Here is a 20,962-nt window from a genome sequence, read left to right on the forward strand (position 1 = left end):
GTAAGCTGTCCGCCGCCTCGGCTTGCGAGATGAGCGGCGGACATATCAAGGGAAAAGACAATTGCGCAACGGGTTTGCCTGTCAAGAAGACAGACTTACGTCGTTGCGCAACTGCAAATCAGATAGCGGCCTTGTCGAGTTTGCCGGGCGTGTCGAATTCAACACCGAACCACTTCTTCTGGATGACGCCCAGACGGCCATCAGCCTTGATGGTGGCCAATGCGGCATCGATGGCGTCCATCAGCGTCGCGTACTCAGGCTCCGGGCGACCGGGAAAGCCAAAATAGGTCTTCACGCCGAATGGCGGCTCGATGAGAGCGAAGGTTTCCGGGCGCTGCTGCGCGACATAGGCGATGTTGGGGAAGGAGTTCGCCACAGCGACAATGCGGCCGGCGGCCAGATCCGCGTAGGCTTCGTTGAAGCTGACGTATTCCTTTGCTTCGATCGGGCTTGGCAGGGTGTTGCCATATTCGATCACCTGGGCGAGCTGTGCAGTAGCCTTGCCCGAACCGACGGCCTTGCCAGCAATGTCCTCAGGCTTGTTCAGGCTGTCGTCGCCGGCCTTCTTGAGCAGCGCCACAGTTGCTTCTGCAATGGGAGCTGTGAAGCGGAAGCGCTCCATACGGGCATTGGTAATGGTCGCAGGTCCAGCCACCATGTCGAACTTGCCTGATTCCAGACCGGGGAAAACGCCATCCCAAGGCAGAGTGACCCACTCGATGGTCACTCCCAGTTCCTTGCCGATTTCAGCGAAGAGATCGACATTGAGGCCAACATGCTCGCCGGCATCAATGAAATCGAATGGAGCGAAGGCGGTTTCGGTGCCGACTTTCAGCACGCCTGCTGCCTTGACCTTATCAAGAACATCCTCGGCCTGCGCCGCGCCGAGCATTGCCAGGCCCATCAGGCCGGCCATTGCTGAAGTCATAAGGGTTTTGAATTTCATCTCGGTTGCTTCCTTTTGTAGTGCCGCCTCACCGGCGTGTGGACAACTGGCGACTTTGGGGGGCTTTGCCCCTCTTTTGTCTATACAAAATGAAACGCGGTTCTTGTCCCTTGTCAATCGGGGACTGCCAAAATAATGGTCATGGCGATAAATTGTGCAGTGTTTCTGCAGCAGTTCCTTATGGATGTTTCAGGGATCGCTGCCCGGTGGGACTCGTTCGCGCTGGCAACTGTGTTGCCAATCATAGCCTCACTCGGACGAAAAGTTCAATTTGAATGAGGCGCTACCGTCTGCGTCTATTGCTTTGCAATGATGGCGGGGCAGTCGCTGATGAAGGGGATGTCGAATCGCATCAATTGATGTGCGCTTTGAGTCAGCGATCGAGGCTTTTTATTATCTGGTTTGCCATTTGGATGGCCTGCCGTACATCGAGCGCCACAACATCCGCGCCGTTGGCATATAATTCGGCCTCGCGGCTGGCCAGAGAAGGGCCGCCGACCAGTATCGATAGCGACGGGGTCAGGCACGCGGAGCGGATCTTCTTGATGACCGAACTTACATCCTGGGTTGATGATCCGACGGCAACCGAGACGCCGATCATCTGGTATCCACCATCGCGAACCATTCCGTAGGCCTGGTTCCCGGCTTGGAGACTGGGACCGCCATCGACCGACCAGCCTTCTTCGTGAAAGACTGATGCGATCACGCTCAGGCCAAGGGTATGGTCATTGCTAGGCATCCGCATCAGTAGGATTCGCGGCCGATCTTCATCACAAAATGATGGTCCGCCGACATCAGACAGACTGGTCAGGAGCAATTGCAGTCGTGCGGTTGCAGCAGTGACGCTGGCAAAGCTTTGCTCGTCCTCGCACCACATCCGGCCGAGTTCTTCTGCGATAGGGATGACCAGCGTTTCACAGATTACGAGAAGAGGGACCCTTTCACTGCGAAGCCGCTCAAGGCCAATACGAAAATGCTTTGGATCTTTCTCAAGAATGGCGCTCAGGAACTGACCGAAATAGACCGTTCCGTCCATCGCCTGCTGATCGGCTTCCGCGGTGTCAGAACTTTCGTAATGAAAGTGATGACGGATGGCTTCTTCAAGCTTGCCACGGTCCTCGGTCTTCATCGTTCTCGTTGCGCTTGCAATCCCGGAAAGCAGCGTCGATCGCGCTGCCGATCCAGCTGGTGGCCGCCTGCTGAAATGTCTGCTTGGTGCGGATTGTTCGTATCCGCCGCTTTCCTCGTTATCAGACATTTACTCTCCCCTCATTTTGCGGTCCCCATCCGCATTGGGAAAATGGTATGATGGTTTTTTCAATGAAACGAGGGGTAATGGGGCAATACTGCAATGCGGTTTTCGCCGAATCGGAAAAGAACTCACCTCAAGATGTCAGGAATCAGTAGGAATATAAGTATATATAGCCAATAGACTATGTGGCAAATGCTAATGTAGGAATCTTGTCACGCTTGCCGGTGGAACTTCTTTCGAGACTGTCCACAGCCGCTTCCGCCAGGCGCGGTGCGGTCAGGCCTGATCTTTCGTACATGACATTGGGGCCAGCGTGAGGTTCAAACCGGTCCGGTAAGGTTAGGGTGCGAACTGCCACAGTGCCATCAAGTTGTCCGGTTGCAGCCAGATGTTGAAGAACATTCGCGCCAAAACCGCCGCTAGCTCCTTCTTCAACGGTAATCAACGCATCATGACGGCGGGCAAGGTCTTCAATCAACGCTTTGTCGAGAGGTTTTGCAAAGCGCGCGTCGGCGACAGTCACGGACAATCCTCTAGTTGTCAGTAAATCAGCTGCAGCGAGACATTCCCCGAGCCGAGCTCCGAAAGACAGAAATGCAATGTCACAGCCCTGGCGGACAATCCGGCCCTTGCCGATCTCAAGCGGGATGCCGCGCTCGGGCAGCGCCACCCCGGTGCCTTCCCCGCGCGGATATCTGAACGCGATCGGGCCGGAACTATGAACGGCAGCGGTTGCGACCATGTGCACAAGCTCGGCCTCATCGGCGGCTGCCATCACAGTGAAGCCGGGCAGATTGGACAAATAGGCAATATCGAAGGCGCCGGCATGGGTTGGGCCGTCAGCGCCGACGAGACCGGCACGGTCGATGGCAAACCGCACCGGCAGTTCCTGCAGGGCCACATCATGAACGATCTGGTCGTAAGCGCGCTGCAAGAATGTGGAATAGATCGCACAGAACGGCTTCATGCCTGCAGCCGCCATGCCGGCAGCAAAGGTGACCGCATGCTGTTCGGCAATGCCGACATCAAACATTCGTTCCGGATGCGCCTTGGCGAAAATATCGAGCCCGGTGCCCGAGGCCATTGCCGCGGTGATTGCGACAACGCTCTTGTCGCGTGTCGCTTCATCAGTCAGCGCATTGGCAAAAACCTTGGTGAAGGCCGGTGCTCCGGGTTTGGATTTTGACAGTGTCCCTGTCCTGGCATCGAAGCTGCCGACGCCATGATACTTGTCGGCGCTGTTTTCCGCCGGTGCATAGCCCGCGCCCTTGCGGGTGATCGCGTGTATCAGCACCGGTCCGTCGGCGACACCCTTCAGGGTGCGCAGGATGGTCAAGAGTTGCGGCAAATCATGCCCGTCCACCGGCCCGACATAGGAAAATCCCATATGCTCGAACAGGCTCGAGGTGCCGGTCAGAGCGCCAACAGCCTGACGTGCCCGGGCGGCTCCGGTTCTGAAGGGCTCAGGCAGCATTGAAGCCGCCTTCTTCATCACCACATCCATGCCGATGGCCGGTGCCTGCGCGCACAGCGCTGACAGATGCTTGGAGAACGCACCAACCGAAGGCGAAATCGACATTTCATTGTCGTTGAGAATGACAAACATGCGCTTGCCCAGGGATCCGGCATTGTTCATCGCCTCATAGGCCATGCCTGCCGACATCGCGCCATCGCCGATAACCGCCACCGAATCGCCATCGCCATATCCAAGCGACCGGGCAGCGGCAAAGCCCAGGCCCGCTGAAATCGATGTCGAGGAATGCGCAGCACCAAAGGGGTCGTAAGGGCTTTCCGAACGTTTGGTGAATCCTGACAAACCGCCATCCTGGCGCAGAGTTGCCATGGCTTCACGCCGACCGGTAAGAATCTTGTGCGCATAGGCCTGATGTCCGACATCCCAGATAAGCTTGTCGCGGGGCGTATCGAAAACGGCATGAATGGCAACGGTAAGCTCGATCACGCCCAGCGTGGAACCCAGATGGCCGCCGGTTGCAGCTACTTTTGCAATGGTGTCGCGCCTGAGTTCCTCGGCCAGTTGGACAAGGTCAGCGTCCGCGAGGCGACGAACGTCCTCGGGGCTTTCAATTCCGTCGAGTATCGGCGTCGAGTTCTCGGTTTTCGAAACAATCCCCATTGCCAACCTCCTTGTTCGTCCGGTTTCAGCCGGGAAAGCCGATCATTTTTTTGAAACCGGCACTCATGCACATATTCGGGGCAATATTGGAAAATGTAAACATTAATTTACACTCTAAATGTCAAATAAAATGTACATATAGCGATTGAGACAAGGATTTCATACGCAAAAGAGCCATAAAGGGACCAGTTTGCAGATCTTGGGCATTCCCGTCGCCGACGTAAGCCCGGATTATCTAGATTGCAAATGATGCCGGAGTGTATATTCTTGTTTACGTGGAGGTGTCCAAAATAGTGGACACATTGGTTGGAGAGCCAGTTCCGCGACTCCGGGTGAGCTTTCGGCCAGGTGCTTCGCGCAGAACAGGCATACGCAGAATGAGAGGTCACCTTCGATGGCAAAGCCCTATCCCTTCAGTGCCATTGTCGGTCAGGACGAAATGAAGGATGCGCTGCTGATGGCTGCGGTTGAGCCTGCACTCGGTGGGGTTTTGGTCTTTGGCGATCGCGGAACGGGAAAATCCACAGCCGTGCGGGCGCTGGCTGAACTGGTGCCTGAACTCTCCAGCACCCGGGGCTGCCGCTACAATTGTGATCCGGCGAATCCCGCCGAGCCATGCCCGGTCTGTGCGACCGCACCCAAATCCGAACGAATCAAGCGCCGGGCGCCGATGGTCGATCTACCGCTGGGCGCCACCGAAGACAGGGTCTGTGGGGCGCTTGATATCGAAAAGGCTCTCGTCTCAGGTGAGCGCGCCTTTGAACCGGGCCTTCTGGCCAAGGCTCATCGCGGTTTTCTGTATGTCGATGAGGTCAATCTGCTTGAGGACCATCTCGTCGATCTTCTGCTTGATGTGGCGGCCTCCGGCGTCAACGTGGTGGAGCGCGAAGGCTTGAGTGTGCGTCACCCGGCCCGGTTCGTGCTCGTCGGCAGCGGCAACCCGGAAGAGGGTGAACTGCGCCCGCAATTGCTCGACCGGTTCGGCCTGTCGGTCGATGTCTCGTCGCCGCGCGATATTGCATCCCGCATCAAGGTGCTCAAGCGCCGTGATGCCTATGAGCAGAACGCCGAAGCCTTTTTGGCGAAATGGGCCAAGGAGGAGCAGCGGCTTGCTGCGCGCATAGTTGCCGGTCGCAAGGCCGTGGGCTCGGTGGTCTTGTCCGAACGGCTGATGATCATGATGGCACATCTGTGCATGCAGCTGGGCGTTGACGGCTTGCGCGGAGAACTGACGCTGATGCGCGCAACCCGCGCCAAGGCTGCACTTTCACGCCGCAAGGAAGCAACCGTCGAGGATGTGCTGGAAGTGGCGCCGATGGCGCTACGACACCGCCTGCGTCGTGATCCATTGGATGAGGCAGGCTCGAAAACCCGCGTTGACCGTGCGATCAGCGAAATTGCCGGAGCGCCTGTGGGACATGCATGAACCTGGCGCCGACAACCCGGTTGATCCGCGCTGGGGCGACGCGCTTCTGGCTGCACGTATTTTGGTAGCAGGCGCAGGCTTTATTGGCGGGGTCCGGCTGCGCGCGGGCGCTGGGCCGGTGCGTGACCGCTGGCTCGAGATGGTCCAGTCCATGTTGGACGCGAAGTCCGGTCCGGGGTTGCCCTGGATCCGCATTCCATCCTCTTCCGCCGCAGGGCGCCTGACCGGCGGCATCGATATCACCGCGACACTGACCGCCGGTCGCCCGGTGCATGAGAAAGGTCTGCTGGCCCGCGCGGACGGTGGTTTCATCGTTCTCGGCATGGCCGAACGGCTGGCCGAATCCAGCGCCGCCATTATCGGACGTACACTTGACGACGGTGAGGCGACCGGCTCATCGGGCCGAAAGCAGCCGGCACGGTTTTCGGTGGTCGCCCTCGATGAATCCGCTGACGAGGACGAGGACCTTCCCTCGGCCCTGGCCGACCGGCTGACGCTGGATCTGCGGCTTGATGGCCTCTCCATCCGCGACGCAGTTTGCGATCCGGAATTCGCGCGTGAGCTTGGGCAGGATCTGCCCGATGCCGCCGCCTTTGCAGTCGCGATGGGCGCAGTCACTGTCGGTGATGATCTTCGCGAGGCGGCTGCCGCGATCAGTCTGGCCTTGCCCGGCGCTCCGATCCGGCGCGCACTTGATCTCATCCGCGTTGCCCGCATCCTTGCCATGCTCGAGCAAAAGCCGACCGCCGATGCAGAGCATCTTGTGACTTCGGTCCGCCTCTGTCTCGGCATGACCATGAATGCGCCCGAGCAAACCGACACCGAAAGCCAGCCGGCCGAACCCGACACGGCTCAGGACGACGCCGAGGATCAGAGCCAGGCCCGGAACCAGGCTGACCAGCCGCCATCGCCACCCGAGGCTCCAGCCGAAAACACGGACACAAATGGCGAGACGACAGAGACAGAAATGTCGGAAGACGAGATGATGGTCGCCGCTGCCGCCGCTTCTCGCGCGGTGCTCGACGAGCTCGATCGTCCCGACAGAACAGCGGCCGCAAAAATGGCCCGCACCGGAAAATCCGGCGGATTCAAATCCGGCAGCCGCCGGGGAAGGCCTGCGGGCATTGTCTCGCGCCCGCCCTATTCGGAGGCGCGGCCCGATGTGGTTTCCACGCTTCGCGCCGCCATTCCATGGCAGCGTTTGCGCAACCCGGACTTCGCGCTGAGCGCCGATGGCTCACCCCAGCAGCTGCGCATCCTGCCATCTGATTTCCGATATATCAGGTTCCGCCACCGCACGGAATCCACGGCCATCTTCGCTGTTGATGCCTCAGGTTCGACCGCGATGGAACGTCTGGCCGAGGCCAAAGGTGCGATTGAATTGTTGCTTGGCGATTGCTATGTCCGGCGCGATCAGGTTGCGCTGATCACCTTCCGCGGTATGGCGGCCGAAACGCTGCTCGAGCCGACCCGCTCGCTGGTGCGCGCAAAGCGGTCACTGACCGGCATTCCCGGCGGTGGCCCAACACCGCTGGCTGGCGCCATCAGGCGTTCACTGGAAATAGCAGGCATGGTGCAGCGGCGCGGGCAATCGCCTTTGATTGTCTATCTCACCGATGGCAGCGGTAACATCGCGCTTGACGGAAAGCCCGATCGCGCTCGCGCCCGCGACGATGCCCAGATGTTGGCCCGACAGGGCGCAGCGCTCGGCTACCGCTCGATCCTTATTGATATCTCCCGAAGGCCACGCGAGACCACGCGCGAACTGGCTCGCTCCATGCAGGCGCAATATTGCCCGCTGCCCATTGTCTCGGCCAGTGCGGTCAATGCAATTGTCGGCGCTGAACTGGCGAAAGGCACACGACAATGAGCCTGTCCGGCATCCCGCCCACGCTCGACCATGAAGGCCGCAACTGGCCGTTCCGTCATGCGAGCCGGATGCTGCGAGTGGGCCATCTGGACTGGCATGTCCAGGACATCGGTGATCGAAAGGCGCCGGTTGCCCTGATGGTTCATGGCACTGGAGCTGCGACCCACTCGTTTCGAGGACTGATCCCGCTCTTGTCGGCCGACCATCGTGTCATCTCGATGGATCTTCCCGGACATGGATTTACGCGCGGAGCGAGGGCCGATGATCTGACACTGCCCGCCATGGCGCGCGCTGTTAGAGGTCTGCTCAAGACGCTCGAGATAGAGCCCGCGATTGCCATCGGTCACTCGGCTGGCGTCGCTGTATTGCTGCAGCTGAGCCTTGACGGTGGGCTCCGCTCTGCCCGCATGATCGGGCTCAATGCCGCGCTAGAGCCCATTCGTGGCAACGCGCTACTACAGCCCTTGGCAAAATTGCTTTTCTTCGCCAACCCGCTGACCGCCCGTTTGGTCTCGTTTCAGGCCCGCATCGGCAACATGGCAGACAATCTCCTGAAGGCCACCGGATCGAATATCGATCAGCGGGGACGGGACTGCTACAATATTCTGATGCGCCAGACGTCTCACATCAACGGCGCTCTGGGCATGATGGCGAACTGGCAATTGGAGCCGCTCGTCGCCCAATTGGGACGTCTGAAAAGTCCGGTGACTCTGATTGCCGCGGCGGATGATCCGATGGTTCCGGCAAGAGTATCGCGCAATGCGTCAAAACTCATAAACGGCTGTCTGCTTGAAGTCGCTGCCCGCGGCGGACATCTGATGCATGAGGCCGACCCCCAGTGCGTTTTCGAGCTGATCGAGCGCTCATTCCCTATGATTTCCAAAAGATCGGTGGCCTGAGATGCGGATTGACAGGATCAGATCGCTGTCCAAGACCTTGACGGGAGTGATCGCGTGATGACGGCTCATGATCCTTCGCTTGCCAACCCGTCGTCCGTTGATGCCCGGCCCCACGCCATTGTCATCGGTGCGGGATTTGGCGGTCTTGCCGCAGCTGTCAGGCTTGGCGCGCGCGGTTACCGGGTCACCATTGTCGAAAAGCTGGATGAACCCGGAGGTCGGGCATCGCAGTTCCGCCAGGACGGCTTCACCTTCGACGCTGGCCCAACCATTATAACTGCGCCTTTCATCTTCGAGGAACTCTGGACCTTGTGCGGTCGCAAGCTGTCCGAAGACGTCGAGCTGGTGCCGCTTGATCCGTTCTACACTGTCCGTTTCGATGACGGGCGCGAGTTCCATGTCAATTCCGACGACAAGGAAATGGAAGCCCAGATCGTGAAGTTTTCGCCTGAGGACCTGGCCGGTTACCGGCGGTATCTCGCCGAAAGTGAACGCTGTTTCAGGACCGGTTTTACCGGGATGATCGACAAGCCGTTTCCGACCCTTGTCTCCATGGCGATGGCCTTGCCGGGCCTCGTCATGCGGCGCGCCGAACGGTCGGTTTACAAGCTGGTCTCGAAATTCATCAAGAACGAGCAGTTGCGGCAGGGCCTGAGCTTTCACCCGCTTTTCATCGGTGGCAATCCAATGCGCTCTTCGGGCGTCCTCAGTCTGATTTCCTATCTCGAACGCGAGTATGGCGTGCATTATGCCGTTGGCGGCACCTACGCCTTGGTGAAGGGTATCGTCGGTTTGATCGCGGGGCAGGGCGGAGTTATACGCACCGGCGTCGAAGTGTCTGAAATCACCGTAGAGCAAGGCCGCGCCACCGGCGTCCGTCTTGCCAGCGGCGAGACCATTCCGGCCTCTATTATTGTCTCCAACGCCGATACCGGCTGGACCTACACCAAGCTTCTGGCAAAGCATGCGCGCAAGCGCTGGACCGACGCCAAGGTGGACCGCGCCAAATATTCGATGAGCCTGTTCGTCTGGTATTTTGGCACTGACCGCCGCTACGAGGATGTCGGCCATCACACCGTGATGATGGGACCAAGATACGGCGAACTGCTTCACGATATCTTCGATGCCAAGCGGCTTGCCGATGATTTCAGCCTGTATCTCTATCGCCCGACCGCAACCGATCCGACGGTGGCGCCCGAAGGCTGTGACACATTCTATGTTCTCTCGCCGGTGCCCAATCTTGATAGCGGCATCGATTGGGAAACCGCTGCCGAACCCTACCGCAAGAAAATCCAGGCACATCTCGAAGCGACTGTTTTGCCCGGTTTGGGTGAGCATGTCGTCAGCTCCCGCATCATGACGCCGGTGGATTTCCGTGACCGGCTGCTGTCGGTCAAGGGCGCCGCGTTCGGTATCGAGCCGCTGATCACGCAACTCGCCTGGTTCAGGCCGCACAACAAGAGTGAGGAGGTCGAAAACCTCTACATGGTTGGCGCCGGAACCCATCCAGGCGCCGGCCTTCCAGGCGTCGTTTCTTCGGCCAAGATTCTTGACAAGGTTGTGCCCAATGCCAGCGCCATCGTCTGAAAACTTCGTCCTTGATCCCAGTCTTCGCAAGGAGTGCGAGGAAGCGATCCGTGCCGGTTCAAAATCCTTTCTTGCAGCCTCCATGCTGCTGCCGGTCTCCACCCGATCCGCCGCTCGCGCACTTTATGCATTTTGCCGCGCCACCGATGATCTGATCGACGAAAGCGCCGACCCTGCGCGAGGCCTGCAAGAAATCCGCGCCCGTCTCGACGCCATCTATCGCGGAACCCCGCACAACCATCCCGCCGACCGCGCCTTTGTCGCGGTCGTTGAGCATTACGCCCTGCCGCGCGCGCTGCCGGTTGCCCTGATCGAGGGGTTCGAGTGGGATGTCCAGAACCGCACTTACAGGGATTGCGGCGAGCTTTGCGCCTATTCTGCCCGGGTCGCCTCCACCGTTGGCGTTATGATGACCCTGATCATGGGCGTCTGTGACCGTTCCGTTCTGGCCCGCGCAGCGGATCTTGGACTTGCCATGCAACTCACCAACATCGCCCGCGATGTCGGTGAGGACGCCCGCCGCGGGCGCATCTATCTGCCGCTCGATTGGCTCGATGGAGCCGGAATCGATCCAGAAGCTTTTCTCGCCGATCCGCAAGCCTGTCCTGCCATGCGCGCCACCGTTGAGCGGCTGCTTGATGCGGCAAACATCCTGTATGCCCGCGCCATGACCGGTATCGCCGGCCTGCCACTGAGCTGCCGGACGGCAATCCGCAGCGCGGCGCTGATTTATCGCGAGATCGGCCGCGAAATCGAGATAGCAGGGCACGACAGTATCACCCGGCGTGCGCATACCTCGACCCGGCGCAAGCTTGAATTGATCGGCAGGGCCGCGGCAACGCCGTTTCTGTTTCAGCCGGTCTCCACCGAGCCTGCCCATCCCGAGGTCCGCTTCCTCGTCGAGGCCGCCGCTGCAGGCCGCATCAACGCGCCATCCGGTCTCGACGCGAAAGCCGGGCGCATGATCGAACTTATGACGCTTTCGGAAACGCGCCGTCGCGCTGTCGACGTGGGTGGCTGATATGGGGAATTATGCCGGCCTGATCGAGATTGCACTGAGCTTTGGCGGCTTCGTGCTGTTCATCATCTGGCAGATGCGTACACTCAAACGCGACGTTCGTGCCCGCAAGGAACGGGAGCGGACTGCAGAGGCTGATCCGTCAGCCGAGCATCAGCCCAAAGCGGATTGATCACTTCGCACGTCGTGGCATCCGGAAGGGCAGCATCGCCTTGACCACCGGCGAGGCAAACCGCGCACCCGACAGGCTCTCATGCATCATGTCGACAGTCTCGCCCGTAAGCCGGGTGCGTATGACGGACCGGGTGTAAAACGGACCGTCCTCAAGAGTGCGTGACAGGCTGGGCTTTGCGCCCTCATCGTGGTGGCCTGAGCGTGGTACGCCCCAGAAGCCGTTTGCGATCCGTGTCTTGGCGGGCATCTCTATTTGATGAACCTCGCCATCGGTGCCGATGCGGATCGCGATTTCACCATGGCTGCCATCCTTGCGGATGGTGTCGTAGATGATCACTGCATCCCCGTTGGGCAACCGCCCGCGTGCCCAGTCCCAAAGCGTAAATCCTCGTTCCAGAGGCTCGCTCCCCCAATTGCTGTCCATGTAGCCATGGCCCGACCAGTTTTCGCCGCCGGTTTCGAATTCGGCGCTGATTCGCCCGGTCGGCGAGACCGGCCACCAGCGATGTGTGCCCGCAGCATCGATATCAAACACCTGCGATGTCACCGCGTCGGGAGAAAACCGGATTGTGCCTTTGACCCGTTTTGGCAGCCATTGCGCCGGTGGTCGCGGCACCGAGATCTCGTCGAACTCGATTACGATCTCGCCACCGTCGCGCCGAATCTGGCTCGGCCCGACCTGAAACGACAAGGCGTCGCGGTGGGTCGCCTTGCGTCCACGCTCGGTCATGGTCCAGCGGTTTCCCTCTGGTGCGTAGAGCGCGACATTGATGCAAACGTGATTGTCTGGATCGCGCCGTCCGGCCCAGTGGTAGTAGGGCGAGAACACCGAGCCGACAAAGGCAATCACCGACAGGCCATAGCGTCCGCAGTCGCTCAGGCCGTCGACATACCACCAGAGATAACCGCCCGGCGGGACGATTGCATCGAAGCGCGGTCCTCGACCAGGCTCTCCGCCGCCAGCATTCCTGAAAGTGTCGCCATCGGCACGCCCGGTCCCGGATGCGTGCTCCCGCCCGCCAGATATAGCCCCGGAATTCTGGTCCGCGACCCCGGCCGCCGGAATGACGCCGTCCATCCGTGAGATGCCCTGCCGTAGAGCGCTCCCCCCGTTGCCGGGAACAACTGGTGAAACTGGTCCGGCGTGGTCGGGATGAACTCCATCCCGTCCCGCTCCACGTTCAGCCCGCAGGCCGAAAGATGGGTCAGTGCTTGATCGAGGCATTGCCCGGTCTCCTTGGTCGAAAAAGTCTTGATGTCACCGTCGGCCGGAGCGTTGAGGATGAACAGCATCCTCTCGCGGTCCACGCCATCGGGAAGGCTTCCCTGATCATCACGGTCTTGGGCGCAGATGTAGGTGGTTGGAACCGAAGGCATGCTTTGCCCGCGGGTCAGCGCCTCAAACTCCGAGGCGTAGTCATCGGAAAAGAAGACGCTGTGATGCGCCAGCGGAAATCCGGATGTCTTGGCAGTCATGGAAAATGTCAGGGCTGAAAGCGAGCGCGCTTTCCGCAGTGTCGGCGAGACGCCGGATCCGGCTGTCAGTCGCGCCAGCGCAGAGACATCGCCATTGAAGATGATTCTGTCTGCCTTGAGCCGTTCGCCACCATTGAGCCTGAGCCCGGTCACGCCCTTGCTTCCAGCTTCAATGGCTTCGACATCGGCGCCATAGCGGAAGGTGACACCAAGCTCTGCGGCGAGACGCTCCATGGCCCGCGCCAGTCCGTGCATGCCGCCCTTTGCCAGCCAGACTCCATCCTGTTCGACATGCGCAACCAGCATCAGCGTGGCCGGAGCCATAAAGGGTGAAGATCCGCAATAGGTGGCGTAACGCCCAAACAATTGCCGCAATCGCGGATCGGGAAAGCAATCGCCGAGCGCCTGCCACATTGAGGACAACGGCTTGAGCGCCATCTGCCTGGAAAGATTGAACAACCCGATTCGTGCCATCAGCGAGATCGGCCCAGGTCGCTGGGCGTCTATGTAGCTTGGTTTCAGGGTGGAAAACATCGCCGCACTTTCGGCGGCAAACCGCCGGTAACCGTCAGCATTCTCCCTGTTTGAGAAGTCCTCGATGGCCCGGGCACTCTCGTCGATATCGGCAAACAGATCCAGCCGCTTGCCATCGCGCCAGCCATGCCGGGCCAGAAGTTCGGCTTTTCGCAGCCCTATCCGGGCACTGAGGTCCGCGCCTGCCATCGCGAACAGACGCTCGAAGACCCAGCGCATGGTGAGAACCGTTGGGCCGGCATCAACCGGTTTTCCACCGACGTCGAGCTGCCGCATCTTGCCACCAGGCGCGGATCCGCGCTCGACCACGGTGACGTCGAAACCTGCCACCGCGGCTGAAATCGCCGCGGCAAGTCCGCCGGCCCCGGCGCCCACCACCACAACTTTCTCAGACGGACGCATCGTTTCAAATCCCTCATTCGCATCGGCCGCCAACGCCGTTGACAATCCATTGAACTGTGTCAGGATAACTTTACACATATAAATGTCATTTAAAAGTGACATTGGCGAGGATGTTGGAGGGACACGCCAGATGGATCTGCAAAAACGCATTGAACGCAATCTTGAGCGCGCAGTCACATACGCCACCGCTGGCGGCAATCCCTCCCTGATGTGCGATGCACTCAAATACGCGGTGTTCCCGGGTGGGGCTCGCATCCGTCCGAGGCTTTGCCTTGCGGTGGCGCTGGCTGCTGGTGATCCTGCTCCCAACGCATCCAACGCGGCGGCAACGGCCATAGAGCTCCTGCACTGTGCCTCGCTGGTGCACGACGACCTGCCCTGTTTTGATGATGCGGACATACGGCGCGGCAAGCCGAGCCTGCATTCAGCCTTCGGCGAAACCACCGCAGTGCTGGCTGGCGATGCATTGATCGTGCTGGCCTTTGAAACCCTGGCGCGCGAATGTCTGGCCACGCCCGACCGGATCGCGCCGCTGATCAGTGTGATTGCCCGCGCGGTGGGCATGCCTCACGGCATCATTGCCGGACAGGCCTGGGAGAGCGAAGAGAAGATCGATCTCAAGGTCTATCACCGCGCCAAGACATCATCGCTCTTTATCGGGTCAACCACCGCAGGCGCCATCGCTGCCGGCGTCGATCCGCAGAACTGGTATCGCCTGGGCGAGGCACTCGGCAATGCTTTTCAGGTTGCTGATGACCTGCGGGACTGTGCCTCGAACCTGGATGAAATCGGAAAGCCCTGCGGCCAGGATGCAGCCCATGATCGCCCCAATGCGGTGCATGAGCTTGGCCTGGGCGGTGCCGTCCAGCGCTTGCAGGAACTGGTCAGCGAGGCCGCGGCCTCGATTCCGGACTGCCGTGGCTCGGATATGCTCAAGCAGTTGATTCTGGATGAAGCCAAGCGACTGGTGCCCAAAAGCCTGGCCACCGTGGCGGCCTGACAACATGGTTGCCGAGGTGACAGCTCCCGGTTCGCATATTCCTGTCAACAAGCAACCGGGCTGGCGCTCACGTTTGAGCGCCTGGCGCGCGCGACAGGTTGCGCGGCCCGAGTTTCGCAGGCTCGTGCAGCGGATGCCGGTGTCCCGGATGTTCTCCCGGTCGCAGGAAGCAGATCTGTTCTCGATAGCCACAGGTTTTGTTCAGAGCCAGGTCTTGTTCGCAGCATTGCAGACCGGCTTGATCGAAGCCCTGGCGGAAGGGCCTGTGAGCATCACAGATCTCGCCCGTATCACCGGCCTCACTGAAGAGCGCCTCAAGCGTCTTCTGCAGGCGGCGCAATCCTTGAAGCTGGTCTCTGCGAACTCTGACGGTTTTGTCACGCTCGGAGATCATGGCGCGGTTGTTCAAAGTGATCCGGGCATTCGGGCGATGATCCGACATCACGCGCTTCTCTATCGCGACCTGAGTGATCCGGTCAGCCTGTTCGCCGGGTCGCGTACCGATACCGAACTGAGCCGCCTTTGGTCCTATGCCGGGTCGGGCCGCGAATCATCGGTCAAGCCAGGCGACGCCGCCGCCTATTCTGCGTTGATGGCAGCGAGCCAATCGATGCTCGCCGATGAAATCCTCGACGCCTATGATTTTGGCCGGCACCAGAAGCTGCTCGATGTGGGGGGCGGAGAGGGGGCGTTTCTCTCGGCGGTGGCCGGGCGGCATCCGGACCTGAAGCTGTCCCTCTTCGATCTGCCTCCCGTGGTCGAGCGGGCGCGGGCCAAATTCGCGGGCCGGCCTTTGAGCCAGTGTGCGCACTGCCACGGTGGCAGTTTTCTCGATGATGCACTGCCGCGCGGTCATGATTGCGTCACCCTGGTCCGGGTGCTGTTCGATCACGAAGACAGTATTGTTCTCAGGCTTTTGCGCAATGTCCGCGCGGCCATGGAGCCTGGGCAAACGCTGGTGATTGCCGAACCGATGGCTGGTGACAGCTCACGGGGGCAACGGCTCTCGACCGTCTATTTCGGCGTTTATGTTCTGGCCATGGGTTCTGGACGCTGCCGCACCCCCGAAGAGATCGTTGCTTTGGCGCGAGCTGCAGGCTTCTCACACTTCGATATTCGGCCCTGCCGGTCCTCATTAATGGCGACGCTGGTTGTCGCGAATCTCTGACATTTATCTAAAGCGGTGTAAATATAAGTTGACATGAAAGAATGTAAAAATAATATTACATACAGGAGGCAGCGTCTCGCCTGAGTCAGGCTTGACCGATCAATATGCAAACAAGCGCAGTCGTATTTGAACAACCAAAGCTAATAGCTCTTCAGTCGCTTGATGTGGCTGACCCGGGTGATGGTGACGTGGTCGTGGAAGCGATCTGGAGCGGCATCAGCGCCGGCACGGAGAAGCTGTTGTTTGAAGGCCGCATGCCGAAATTTCCAGGCATGGGTTATCCGCTTGTTCCCGGATATGAGACCGTGGGACGGGTAGTTTCGGCCGGACGCGATTGCCGCGCCGATATTCAAGGCAAGCTGGTGTTCGTGCCAGGCGCCATGGGATACCGTGACGCTGCGGCCCTGTTCGGCGCATCCGCTTCCACGCTGGTGACGTCCGGCGAACGTGTTATTCCGATTGACAACGATCTTGCCCAGGGCGGCACCTTGCTGTCTCTTGCTGCCACTGCCTATCACGCGCTGACCTTGCCAGGGCTGGTCGCACCTGACCTCGTGATTGGCCACGGCATTGTTGGCCGGCTGACAGCGCGCCTGATCATCGCCATGGGGAACAAGGCTCCTCATGTGTGGGAAATCAACCCGGCCCGTCAGCATGGCGCTGTGGGATATGAAGTCACCACAGCCGAAGCCAGCGAAGGCCGCAAATGGTCCTCGGTGCTCGACGCAAGCGGTGATCCGGACATTCTCGACAAGGCGATCGCGGTGCTTGAGCGTGGCGGAGAAATTACCCTTGCCGGCTTCTACAGCGAAACCATGAGTTTCCGCTTTACCCCGGCATTCATGCGCGAGGCGCATTTCCGCATCGCCGCTGAATTCAAGCCTGCCGATGTGCACGCTGTGCTCGATTTGCTGGCGCACGGGAAGCTCTCGCTGGATGGCCTCATCACTCATACGTCGAGCCCCGCTGATGCGGCGGCTGCCTACCAGGCGGCCTTCGGCGATCCTGACTGCCTGAAAATGATACTTGACTGGAGGGAACTACAATGACTGAAGGCTTCGGCGGAAGCGCCACAGACCGGATCCGTGACCTCCTGCGCGAGGAGGCGTCGATCGAGCCTGATCAGGTGCATACCGGCCCGGTCAAGAAAGACACCCAGATCATCGCCATCTACGGAAAAGGCGGAATCGGCAAATCCTTCACGCTTGCCAACCTCTCCTGCATGATGGCCCAGCTCGGCAAGAAGGTTCTGCTGATCGGCTGCGATCCGAAAAGCGACACCACCTCGCTGCTGTTTGGCGGCCGTGCCTGCCCGACCATCATCGAGACATCTTCCAAGATGAAGGCTGCTGGTGCGGAACTCTCGATTTCCGACGTCTGCTTCAAGCGCGACGGTGTTTTCGCCATGGAGCTTGGCGGCCCCGAAGTTGGCCGCGGCTGCGGCGGACGTGGCATCATCCATGGTTTCGAAACTCTCGAAAAGCTCGGCTTCCATGACTGGGATTTCGATTACGTGCTGCTCGACTTTTTGGGCGATGTGGTCTGCGGTGGTTTCGGTCTGCCGATCGCCCGTGACATGTGCCAGAAGGTGGTTGTCGTCGGCTCCAATGACCTTCAGTCGCTCTACGTCGCCAACAATGTCTGCTCTGCGGTTCAGTATTTCCGCAAGCTTGGCGGCAATGTCGGCGTCGCCGGCATGGTCATCAACAAGGATGACGGCTCCGGCGAGGCAGAAGCATTCGCCAAGGCAGTCGGCATTCCGGTTCTGGCCGCGATCCCGCAGGATGACGATATCCGCAAGAAGAGCGCCAACTACCAGATCATCGGCCATCCCGACAATCGTTGGGGCCCGCTGTTCCAGACGCTCGCCGAAAACCTTGGCCTTGCGCCACCGGTTCTGCCCGAGCCACTCACCCAGGACGGGTTGATCAATCTTTTTGACGCCAGCGACACCGGCGGCGACTACGTGCTTGTGCCCGCGCTGCCCGAAGACATGTGCCCTGCATCAGCCTTGGCGCGTCCGTCCCTCGAAGTCGTCTACGACACGGTATGATGAGCATGGATGATCATTCTCCCACCCGCGAAGACCATGTCACGACCCCGGACGCCAGCCCGGCAGCCGAAGGCATGTCCTGCGCATCAGGCGCGGAAAAGATGAAGGCCCAGGCCATGGCGTCTGGCAAGTCCGAGCTGATGCAGCGCCTGGAGGCGGATTACCCAAAGGGGCCGCATGACCAGCCGCAATCGATGTGCCCCGCTTTTGGCTCGCTCCGGGTCGGCCTGCGCATGCGTCGGGTCGGAACCATCCTGTCGGGCTCTGCCTGCTGCGTCTACGGTCTTACCTTCACGTCGCATTTCTACGGCGCCAAGCGCTCGGTCGGTTACGTGCCGTTCAACTCAGAATCGCTGGTGACTGGCAAGCTATACGAGGACATCCGCGACGCGGTCCATGAGATGGCTGATCCTGACGCATATGACGCGATCGTGGTCACGAGCCTCTGTGTTCCCACAGCTTCTGGTGTTCCGCTGCAGATGCTGCCCAAGCAGATCAACGGTGTCCGCATCGTAGGCATCGACGTGCCTGGATTTGGTGTGCCGACACATGCGGAAGCCAAGGACGTGCTGTCCTCTGCCATGCTGACCTACGCCCACAACGAGGCCGAAAGCGGCCCGGTTCAGGCGCCGCGCGGCGGCATCGAGGAGCGTCCGTCTGTCACAATTCTGGGCGAGGTGTTCCCCGCTGACCCAATGATGATCGCCGCCATGCTGGCGCCGATGGGTCTGGCTGCGGGACCGGTGGTGCCGGTGCGCGAATGGCGCGAACTCTATGCCGCGCTTGATTGCGCCGCCGTTGCCGCAGTCCACCCGTTCTACACCGGATCGGTTCGTGCCTTCCGCGCAGCTGGCCGCAAGGTGATCGGCTCGGCACCGGTTGGTCTTGAGGGCACCGATGCCTGGCTGCAGGCGATCGGAGACGGTTGCAATGTGGGGCAGGCGCAGATTGATTCTGCCCGCAACGCCTTTGGCGGCGCAATCCGCGGCGCGCTTTCGGAAAATCGCATCAAGGGTCGTATCACTCTGTCGGGCTATGAAGGCTCTGAGTTGATCGTCGCGCGGCTGCTGGTCGAAAGCGGCGCCGACCTGAGATATGTCGGCACAGCGTGCCCGAAAACCGAGTTTTCCAAGCTTGATGCAGAATGGCTTGAAGCCCACGGCGTTCACGTCGCCTACCGCGCCTCGCTCGAGCAGGATCTGGCCGCCATGGGCGAGTTCAAGCCCGATCTCGTGATCGGCACCACGCCGGTTGTTCAGAAGGCCAAGGAGAACGCCACGCCGGCGCTTTACTTCACCAACCTGATTTCCGCCCGTCCGTTGATGGGGCCTGCCGGCGCGGGCTCTCTGGCGACAGTCGTTAATGCCGCAATCGCTAACAAGCCGCGCTTTGACCGCATGCTTGAGTTCTTCGGCGAAGTCGGCAAGGGCGACAATGCCGGTGTTTGGGAAGACACACCCGTTCACAATACGTCCTTCCGCAAGAAGTTCGCCGCAAAGGCGGCAGCTTCCAAGAATGCGGTGGATTCCGGGGAGGCGGTTGGCACATGACGCTGATCATCGACCACGACAGGGCCGGGGGCTATTGGGGTTCGGTCTATGTGTTCACCGCCATCAAGGGCATGCAGGTGATCATCGACGGCCCGGTGGGCTGCGAGAACCTGCCGGTGACCTCGGTACTGCACTACACCGATGCGCTGCCGCCGCACGAACTGCCCATAGTCGTTACCGGCCTGGGCGAGGAAGAACTCGGCCAGCACGGCACCGAAGCCGCGATGAAGCGCGCCCGTGCCGTACTCGATCCTGATCTGCCAGCCGTTGTCGTGACCGGATCCATCGCTGAAATGATTGGCGGCGGCGTGACGCCTGAAGGCTCGAATATCCAGCGCTTCCTGCCGCGCACCATCGACGAGGACCAATGGCAATCAGCCGACCGGGCGCTCAAGTGGTTGTGGACGGAATACGGCCCGAAGAAGGGCAAGATCCGTCCGCCCAAGGCGCGCAAGGATGGCGAAAAGCCGAAGGTCAACATCATCGGCGCGATCTACGGCATGTTCAATCAGCCGTCCGATCTGGCGGAAATCCGTCGCCTGATCGAAGGCATAGGCGCCGAGGTCAACATGACATTCCCGCTCGGGAGTCACCTGGCGGATGTCTCGAAACTCGCCGATGCCGAGGCCAATGTTTGCCTCTACCGCGAGTTCGGCAGGTTGCTGTGCGAGAGCCTCGATCGGCCCTTTCTGCAGGCGCCGATCGGCATCCATTCGACCACGGCCTTCCTGCGACAGCTCGGAGAGATGCTCGGGCTTGATCCCGAACCCTTTATCGAACGTGAGAAGCACACCACGCTCAAGCCGATGTGGGATCTGTGGCGCTCGGTCACCCAGGATTTCTTCGCCACCGCCGGCTATGCCATCGTGGCGGGCGAGACCTACGAACGCGGCATTCGCAATTTCCTCACCGAGGAAATGGGTATGCCTTGCACCTTCTCGGTCCAGCGCATTGCCGGCAAGAAAACCGACAATCAGGCGGTCCGCCAGATGATCAAGGACAAGCCGCCGCTGGTTATGTTCGGCTCCTACAATGAGCGCATGTATCTGGCTGAAGCCGGTGCCCGGGCGATCTACGTTCCGGTGTCGTTTCCTGGCGCGATTATCCGTCGCCACACCGGCACGCCGATCATGGGATATTCGGGCGCGTCCTGGCTTATCCAGGAAGTCTGCAACGCGCTCTTTGACGCGCTGTTTTCGATCCTGCCGCTGGCCACTGACATGGACGCTGTCGAGGCAACGCCGGCGATATCACGGGGTGAAATTCCCTGGGCGCCCGAAGCCAAGGCGAAGCTCGATCGTGCCATCGATCTGGAGCCGGTGCTGGTCAGGATTTCGGCAGCCAAGCGGCTGCGGGATGCTTCCGAAGCGGAAGCAAGGTCCCGCGGCAGTGAAATAGTCAACCAGGAAGATGTGGATCTGGCCACCCAGGCGCTCAGGCGCGGGCGGGCTGCATAACGCGCCGGAAGATTTC

17 protein-coding genes are annotated in these 20,962 nt (G+C 60.3%); 12 read left to right on the forward strand and 5 right to left on the reverse strand.

Annotation, left to right across the window (positions count from 1 at the left end; translation table 11 throughout):
* Positions 1 to 118: 118 nt before the first annotated feature.
* The 3 genes from WNZ14_RS08165 to dxs form a co-directional block, all read right to left on the reverse strand.
* The gene (locus WNZ14_RS08165; protein ID WP_342868073.1) at positions 119 to 946 is read right to left on the reverse strand and encodes a transporter substrate-binding domain-containing protein; all 828 of its coding nucleotides are present in this window, start codon (positions 944 to 946) and stop codon (positions 119 to 121) included.
* A 373-nt stretch (positions 947 to 1,319) separates the two neighbouring features.
* A complete protein-coding gene (locus WNZ14_RS08170; protein WP_342868074.1) occupies positions 1,320 to 2,204 on the reverse strand; it encodes a cobalamin B12-binding domain-containing protein in 885 nt (294 codons plus the stop codon).
* Between the two features lie 175 nt (positions 2,205 to 2,379).
* Positions 2,380 to 4,332: a 1-deoxy-D-xylulose-5-phosphate synthase gene (gene dxs, locus WNZ14_RS08175; protein WP_342868075.1), complete on the reverse strand. Its 1,953-nt coding sequence runs from the start codon at positions 4,330 to 4,332 to the stop codon at positions 2,380 to 2,382.
* Between the two features lie 394 nt (positions 4,333 to 4,726).
* On the opposite strand from dxs, the gene bchI reads away from it, so the two are divergent.
* From bchI to WNZ14_RS08205, 6 genes are read left to right on the forward strand one after another with little or no spacing between them, the layout of a single operon-like run.
* Entirely contained in the window at positions 4,727 to 5,758 is a 1,032-nt protein-coding gene (bchI, locus tag WNZ14_RS08180) for a magnesium chelatase ATPase subunit I (RefSeq protein WP_342868076.1), read from the forward strand.
* On the forward strand, positions 5,751 to 7,628 hold the full coding sequence (gene bchD, locus WNZ14_RS08185) for a magnesium chelatase ATPase subunit D (protein WP_342868077.1): 1,878 nt from the start codon (positions 5,751 to 5,753) through the stop codon (positions 7,626 to 7,628). The genes bchI and bchD overlap by 8 nt, the downstream gene beginning before the upstream one ends.
* Positions 7,625 to 8,527 (forward strand): alpha/beta fold hydrolase BchO, encoded by a 903-nt coding sequence (gene bchO / locus WNZ14_RS08190; RefSeq protein WP_342868078.1) that lies wholly within the window; start codon positions 7,625 to 7,627, stop codon positions 8,525 to 8,527. The genes bchD and bchO overlap by 4 nt, the downstream gene beginning before the upstream one ends.
* 57 nt (positions 8,528 to 8,584) lie before the next feature.
* A complete protein-coding gene (locus tag WNZ14_RS08195) occupies positions 8,585 to 10,114 on the forward strand; it encodes a phytoene desaturase (RefSeq protein ID WP_342868079.1) in 1,530 nt (509 codons plus the stop codon).
* Positions 10,095 to 11,135 (forward strand): phytoene/squalene synthase family protein, encoded by a 1,041-nt coding sequence (locus tag WNZ14_RS08200; protein ID WP_342868080.1) that lies wholly within the window; start codon positions 10,095 to 10,097, stop codon positions 11,133 to 11,135. The genes WNZ14_RS08195 and WNZ14_RS08200 overlap by 20 nt, the downstream gene beginning before the upstream one ends.
* Before the next feature lies 1 nt (position 11,136).
* A complete protein-coding gene (locus tag WNZ14_RS08205) occupies positions 11,137 to 11,304 on the forward strand; it encodes a hypothetical protein (RefSeq protein WP_342868081.1) in 168 nt (55 codons plus the stop codon).
* Here WNZ14_RS08205 and WNZ14_RS08210 read toward each other — a convergent pair whose 3' ends face one another.
* Positions 11,305 to 12,228: a carotenoid 1,2-hydratase gene (locus WNZ14_RS08210; RefSeq protein ID WP_342868544.1), complete on the reverse strand. Its 924-nt coding sequence runs from the start codon at positions 12,226 to 12,228 to the stop codon at positions 11,305 to 11,307.
* Positions 12,183 to 13,718: a 1-hydroxycarotenoid 3,4-desaturase CrtD gene (gene crtD, locus WNZ14_RS08215; protein WP_342868545.1), complete on the reverse strand. Its 1,536-nt coding sequence runs from the start codon at positions 13,716 to 13,718 to the stop codon at positions 12,183 to 12,185. Before crtD ends, WNZ14_RS08210 begins: the two co-directional genes overlap by 46 nt.
* A 130-nt stretch (positions 13,719 to 13,848) precedes the next feature.
* Here crtD and WNZ14_RS08220 point away from each other — a divergent pair, with 130 nt between their 5' ends.
* The 6 genes from WNZ14_RS08220 (at position 13,849) to bchZ (ending at position 20,946) form a co-directional block, all read left to right on the forward strand.
* Positions 13,849 to 14,718, forward strand: coding sequence for a polyprenyl synthetase family protein (locus tag WNZ14_RS08220; protein WP_342868082.1), 870 nt, complete (start codon positions 13,849 to 13,851; stop codon positions 14,716 to 14,718).
* A 73-nt stretch (positions 14,719 to 14,791) separates the two neighbouring features.
* Complete coding sequence (locus WNZ14_RS08225; RefSeq protein ID WP_342868083.1) at positions 14,792 to 15,886, forward strand: methyltransferase; 1,095 nt, start codon at positions 14,792 to 14,794, stop codon at positions 15,884 to 15,886.
* A gap of 104 nt (positions 15,887 to 15,990) precedes the next feature.
* Positions 15,991 to 16,935 carry a chlorophyll synthesis pathway protein BchC gene (bchC, locus tag WNZ14_RS08230; RefSeq protein WP_342868084.1) on the forward strand — a complete coding sequence of 315 codons (945 nt, stop codon included), beginning with the start codon at positions 15,991 to 15,993 and terminating at the stop codon, positions 16,933 to 16,935.
* Positions 16,932 to 17,939 carry a chlorophyllide a reductase iron protein subunit X gene (locus WNZ14_RS08235; RefSeq protein WP_342868085.1) on the forward strand — a complete coding sequence of 336 codons (1,008 nt, stop codon included), beginning with the start codon at positions 16,932 to 16,934 and terminating at the stop codon, positions 17,937 to 17,939. Before bchC ends, WNZ14_RS08235 begins: the two co-directional genes overlap by 4 nt.
* Positions 17,940 to 17,944: 5 nt before the next feature.
* Positions 17,945 to 19,489, forward strand: a complete 1,545-nt coding sequence (gene bchY / locus WNZ14_RS08240; RefSeq protein ID WP_342868086.1) for a chlorophyllide a reductase subunit Y — start codon at positions 17,945 to 17,947, stop codon at positions 19,487 to 19,489.
* Entirely contained in the window at positions 19,486 to 20,946 is a 1,461-nt protein-coding gene (gene bchZ, locus WNZ14_RS08245; protein ID WP_342868087.1) for a chlorophyllide a reductase subunit Z, read from the forward strand. Before bchY ends, bchZ begins: the two co-directional genes overlap by 4 nt.
* Positions 20,947 to 20,962: the final 16 nt, after the last annotated feature.

The organism is Hoeflea sp. AS60 (genome assembly GCF_038900115.1).
In the GTDB taxonomy this organism is placed as follows: Bacteria; Pseudomonadota; Alphaproteobacteria; order Rhizobiales; family Rhizobiaceae; genus Hoeflea.

Bases quoted from the DNA above. Each gene is read 5' to 3' on its own strand.
- WNZ14_RS08165 (WP_342868073.1), bottom strand. From the start codon at position 946: ATGAAATTCAAAACCCTTATGACTTCAGCAATGGCCGGCCTGATGGGC.
- WNZ14_RS08200 (WP_342868080.1), top strand. From the start codon at position 10,095: ATGCCAGCGCCATCGTCTGAAAACTTCGTCCTTGATCCCAGTCTTCGC.
- bchO (WP_342868078.1), top strand. From the start codon at position 7,625: ATGAGCCTGTCCGGCATCCCGCCCACGCTCGACCATGAAGGCCGCAAC.
- WNZ14_RS08235 (WP_342868085.1), top strand. From the start codon at position 16,932: ATGACTGAAGGCTTCGGCGGAAGCGCCACAGACCGGATCCGTGACCTC.
- bchC (WP_342868084.1), top strand. From the start codon at position 15,991: ATGCAAACAAGCGCAGTCGTATTTGAACAACCAAAGCTAATAGCTCTT.
- WNZ14_RS08205 (WP_342868081.1), top strand. From the start codon at position 11,137: ATGGGGAATTATGCCGGCCTGATCGAGATTGCACTGAGCTTTGGCGGC.
- WNZ14_RS08195 (WP_342868079.1), top strand. From the start codon at position 8,585: ATGACGGCTCATGATCCTTCGCTTGCCAACCCGTCGTCCGTTGATGCC.
- WNZ14_RS08170 (WP_342868074.1), bottom strand. From the start codon at position 2,204: ATGTCTGATAACGAGGAAAGCGGCGGATACGAACAATCCGCACCAAGC.
- dxs (WP_342868075.1), bottom strand. From the start codon at position 4,332: ATGGGGATTGTTTCGAAAACCGAGAACTCGACGCCGATACTCGACGGA.
- bchD (WP_342868077.1), top strand. From the start codon at position 5,751: ATGCATGAACCTGGCGCCGACAACCCGGTTGATCCGCGCTGGGGCGAC.
- bchZ (WP_342868087.1), top strand. From the start codon at position 19,486: ATGACGCTGATCATCGACCACGACAGGGCCGGGGGCTATTGGGGTTCG.
- bchY (WP_342868086.1), top strand. From the start codon at position 17,945: ATGGATGATCATTCTCCCACCCGCGAAGACCATGTCACGACCCCGGAC.
- WNZ14_RS08220 (WP_342868082.1), top strand. From the start codon at position 13,849: ATGGATCTGCAAAAACGCATTGAACGCAATCTTGAGCGCGCAGTCACA.
- crtD (WP_342868545.1), bottom strand. From the start codon at position 13,718: ATGCGTCCGTCTGAGAAAGTTGTGGTGGTGGGCGCCGGGGCCGGCGGA.
- bchI (WP_342868076.1), top strand. From the start codon at position 4,727: ATGGCAAAGCCCTATCCCTTCAGTGCCATTGTCGGTCAGGACGAAATG.